Here is a 2904-nt window from a genome sequence, read left to right as displayed (position 1 = left end):
GCATACGCCGCTACCCTTCGCTCTTDAAAATCAAAAAGATCGCAGCCTTCGGCAGCTCCTACACGGGGGAACGAGTTGTTATGGGGTGGCGGTGTAGACCTGACGGCCAGCGAACCAGGTCTGCAGCACCCGGGTGTCATGCAGGGCCTTTTCATCGACGCTGAACACGTCGCGATCGACCACGATGAAATCGGCCTGTTTGCCCGGCGTCAGTGAGCCGATCTGTTGGTCCAGGCCTATGGTCCGCGCCGCGTTGGCGGTATAGGCGTAAAACATGGTTTCGCGATCCAGACGCTCGTCGGCATTCAGCACGCCCATCGGCCCGACGCGGGTGATGGCCTGAGCCATGGCATTGAACGGATTGGGTGAGGACACCGGCCAGTCGCTGGCACCGGCAATCGTCGCACCCTGTTTCAGCAGCGAATGCGCCGGGTATTGATAGCGGAAGGCGAGTGCGCTGACGTAAGGCTTGATCATATCGGTGGTGTAGTCGTCGGCGCTGGCCCACAGCAGTTGCATTGAAGCGATCACGTTCAGCGGCTTGAAGCGGGCGAACTCTTTTGGGTTGACCATCTGCAAGTGGGTGATCGAGTGCGTGATGCCGCTCTGCCGATCCTTGCGCGCGCGTTCGATGCCGTTCAGCGATTCACGCACCGCGCGGTCGCCAATGGCGTGAATGTGTACCAGCCAGCCGCGTTGATCGATGGCGCTGACCAGTTCGCCGAAATGCGCTGGATCGATCAGCAGCTCGCCCTGTTTGTGCGAATTGCGGTACGGATCGATCATCGCCGCGCTCTGCGCCGGGTACTCGATCACGCCGTCAGCGAAGATCTTGACCCCGGGCAGGGTCAGATTGGGGATGCCCTGAAACTGTTGGCGCACTTTATCCAGCGTGTCGAGATCGGCCGGCAGGCTTTTCGGGTTGGCGACCAACAACGCTGCGACGTGCACGCTCATGTCGCCGCTTGCCGACAGCACTTTGTAGGCCGGCAGCACGCCGACGGTTTTCTCGGTGGGTTTGAGCGCGAACACGGCCTCGCCCGGGGCGGCGTTGGCGGCGGGGTCCATCCACGCGGTGATGCCGAGGCTGTTGTTGAAGCGCACGGCGGATTTGGCTGCGCTGAGCATATCGGCCGGGCTCGGCACCGGCATTTTGGCTGCGACCCGGTCCCAGCCGGCATCGACCAGAAAACCGTTGGGTTCACCGTTCGCCAGTGTGCCGATCGTGTCTTTTTCCGCAGCGGGCAGGGTTTTGAGCAAGGCCGCGTCAATGCCGGCGCGCTTGAGCATCACGTTATTGGCCCATGCGGTGTGGTGGTCACTGCCGGTGAACACCACCGGCACGTCGGCCCATTCGCCCTGGTTGAAAGTCTTGCCCAGCGCTTCGGCCTGCGCCCAGTACGCTGAACTCATGCCGGCAATGCTCAGCACGTCGCCGTGCCTGGCCTTGCCATCGTCACGCCAGGCGCGCAGGCGTTTTTGCAATTCCTCGAGGGTGACGACTTCGTCCTCCATGTTGGCCGAGACCATTTCCAGGCCGCCGAAAATTGCGTGGGAATGGCTGTCGATCAAGCCTGGCATCAGGGTCTTGCCGCCGAGGTCGATCACCTGCGTCCCGGGTTCGATCAGCGCCTTGATCTGCGCATTGGTGCCGACTTTCAGCACTTTGCCGTTCTCCACGGCCAGCGCCTGAACCTTTGGCTGTGCACGGTCGGCGGTGAAAATCTTGCCGTTGACCAGCACCAGATCGGTGGCGGCCATGGCTTCCATCGAGGCAAAACTTACAGCGCCAACCAACAGGCTCGGGATGAATCTTTTCATTGAAGATTTCCTTGTTATTGCGTCTGATGGCCAGATTAGTGGCTGACACTGGCCAACAGAACGCCTTCCTCACGAAAAACGTTTTTGCCTGAATGGAAAAAGCATGGACAAGTTGGGTGCACTGAAAATGTTCGTGGTCACCGCGCAACTCGGCAGTTTCAGTCGCGCGGCCGAGCAACTGGGCAAGACCCCGTCGGCCCTGACCAAAGCGGTCAATCACCTGGAGGCGGAACTCGGTGCGCGACTGTTCGAGCGCAGCACGCGGCGGATCCTGCTGACCGAAATCGGCCGGGTCTACCTGGAAACCGCACGGCTGGTGTTGCAGCGGCTGGAGGAGGCCGGCGAAGAGATCGAGCAATTGCAGCACGGTCTGCGCGGCAATCTGAAAATCACCGCGCCACTGGCTTATGGGCGGGCGTTTCTTGATCAGGTGTGCGACGGTTTCTTGCAGCAATACCCGCAGATCAGCCTGCAAGTTGACCTGTGCGACGCGTTTGTCAATCTGCTGGAAAGCGGCTATGACCTGGCCTTGCGCGAGGGCCATGACGACTTGCCGGGGCTGATTGCGCGGGTGGTCGGCAGCAATCGTCTGACCTTGTGCGGCAGCCCGGAGTATCTGGCGCGCAAGGGCTTGCCGGTGAATCCGCAAACCCTTGAGCAGCATGAATGGCTGTTGTATCAGCACCCGTTGCTCAGTCGCGAGTTCTGGTGGGCCGAGCGCGACGGCCAGCGTTTGAGCCTGCCACAGCCGACGGCGCCGCGGTTGCGCAGTGACAATTACGACCTGCTGCTGGCCAGCGCCCTGGCCGGACGCGGCTTGCTGCACACACCGCTGTGGAGCGCCGCGCCGTACATCGCCGACGGGCGTCTGGTACGGGTCATGGCTGACTACGAAATCGACCCCGACAGCTTCGGCCCGCACATTCTCGCGGTGTACCCGAGCCATCGGCGGGCCACGGCCAAGGTCGTGGCGTTCATCGATTACATTGCCGCCTTCCTCGCCGAACGCGGCCTCAACTGAAGCCCCGTTCCCCTGTAGGAGCTGCCGCAGGCTGCGATTTTTTAAAAAAAGATCAAAAAGAT

Annotated in this window: 2 protein-coding genes; one reads left to right on the top strand and one right to left on the bottom strand. The window is 61.4% G+C overall.

Annotated elements, in window-relative coordinates:
- Positions 1 to 78: 78 nt before the first annotated feature.
- A complete protein-coding gene (locus HT737_RS03550; RefSeq protein ID WP_182401468.1) occupies positions 79 to 1821 on the bottom strand; it encodes an amidohydrolase in 1743 nt (580 codons plus the stop codon).
- A 103-nt stretch (positions 1822 to 1924) separates the two neighbouring features.
- Here HT737_RS03550 and HT737_RS03545 point away from each other — a divergent pair, with 103 nt between their 5' ends.
- Positions 1925 to 2842, top strand: coding sequence for a LysR family transcriptional regulator (locus tag HT737_RS03545; protein ID WP_182401467.1), 918 nt, complete (start codon positions 1925 to 1927; stop codon positions 2840 to 2842).
- Positions 2843 to 2904: the final 62 nt, after the last annotated feature.

This window comes from Pseudomonas sp. MD195_PC81_125, assembly GCF_014060985.1.
Classification (GTDB): domain Bacteria; phylum Pseudomonadota; class Gammaproteobacteria; order Pseudomonadales; family Pseudomonadaceae; genus Aquipseudomonas; species Aquipseudomonas parakoreensis.
This window is presented reverse-complemented; position numbering and strand designations above follow the sequence as displayed.

Bases quoted from the DNA above. Each gene is read 5' to 3' on its own strand.
- HT737_RS03550 (WP_182401468.1), bottom strand. From the start codon at position 1,821: ATGAAAAGATTCATCCCGAGCCTGTTGGTTGGCGCTGTAAGTTTTGCC.
- HT737_RS03545 (WP_182401467.1), top strand. From the start codon at position 1,925: ATGGACAAGTTGGGTGCACTGAAAATGTTCGTGGTCACCGCGCAACTC.